Source organism: Rahnella sp. ChDrAdgB13 (genome assembly GCF_017655185.1).
Taxonomy (GTDB): domain Bacteria; phylum Pseudomonadota; class Gammaproteobacteria; order Enterobacterales; family Enterobacteriaceae; genus Rahnella; species Rahnella contaminans.
Window position 1 is genome coordinate 1 of sequence record NZ_JAEMGT010000195.1, and the last position, 1402, is coordinate 1402.

2 protein-coding genes are annotated in these 1402 nt (G+C 45.1%); both read left to right on the top strand.

The features are described from left to right. Nucleotides 1-184 precede the first annotated feature (184 nt). Nucleotides 185-766: a recombinase family protein gene (locus tag J8X26_RS26445; protein ID WP_208952504.1), complete on the top strand. Its 582-nt coding sequence runs from the start codon at nucleotides 185-187 to the stop codon at nucleotides 764-766. A 26-nt stretch (nucleotides 767-792) separates the two neighbouring features. Then, entirely contained in the window at nucleotides 793-1173 is a 381-nt protein-coding gene (locus J8X26_RS26450) for a hypothetical protein (protein ID WP_208952505.1), read from the top strand. Nucleotides 1174-1402 lie beyond the last annotated feature (229 nt).

Here is a 1402-nt window from a genome sequence, read left to right on the forward strand (position 1 = left end):
TTTTACCGCCAGTCTTGTCTGTGTGATGAGTAGCCATCCTGACTCCGTGTCAAACATGTCCGTAAGAGGACGTTGAACGGACAGTTAAATAAATTTTTATATCTGCCATAAATTGCAGCTGAAGTTGTCTCATATAGATAGTACGATATCAATCTCTTTCATGGCCCCTTAAACGTACACATTTATGACTGAAATACGCATCGGCTACGCACGCTGCTCTACCGACAAGCAGGACCTGACCGCCCAGCAGGAAGCGCTGGTCGGACTAGGGGTCTCATTGGACAGAATTTACACCGATAAAGGACTGACCGGTTCAAACCGACAGAGACCAGGGCTGGATCAAGCGCTGGCTGCCGTTCGTTGTGGCGACACCTTGGTTGTTCCTAAACTTGACCGTCTGGCTCGTTCTGTTCCTGATGCGAGGGAGATCGCAGACGCCTTAGTGTCAAGGGGGGTTAAGCTGGCCCTGGGAGCCAGCATCTACGATCCGGCAGACCCGATGGGAAAAATGTTCTTCAACGTGCTGGCCACATTTGCCGAATTCGAGGGGGATTTAATGCGCCTCCGGACCAGAGAAGGTATGGCCATTGCCCGGGCAAAAGGGAAACTGCGGGGAAAACAGCCTAAGTTGTCAGATAAACAGCAAAAAGAGCTGTGCCGAATGCATGAAACCGGACAGTATTCAATCAGTGATCTTGCTGAATTATTTTCAGTGTCACGGCCAACGGTCTATAGAACGCTTTCTCGTGGGAAGCATGAGTTGTGAACGAGTCATGCCAGAAAGGTGCCATAATGAAGTTCAGATATATAGTTCTGACGGGGATCGTTACGCTTGCTATAGCTTCCGTCATGTTACTTCCGGATATATTCTCTCAATTGAAAAATACCCCTGAAATTAATTATTATAAAAGTCAGCCTGACTTAGCTTATACCGTATTTAGCGGTTGTAAACCTCATCCTGATAACGTTGATAACTGTTACGCGGCTTACAGTGCGGCCGTTTATCTGGCCGACTCAGAGGACTGCAGCCCTGCGGGTAAAGAAATAAAGCGCAGATTTAAGCGACTCGTTGAACACAGTAAGGAGGAATATATCACCGAAGAAATAAATTCTGACTGTGAAATAAACAGAAAACAATCTTTATTTGAAAAATGGGTTGAGAAAATAAAATGAATTTATAAGATAAAATAAGGTCTGGTAGTAAAATCCCTCAGGATAGTATTTCGATGGTTCAGGTCCATATCGGCTGGAGAAAGGATAATGAATGATGTTGCCGTTTTGGTGTTAGTCGTGGCAGGCTTTTGTGCCTCAGCATGACGGTGCTATCCCACGGTGCTAAATGTGTTGATAATCTGTTTATAGGAGCTCGATTGCAGTAAAGTTAGAATTAATTTTATTTAAC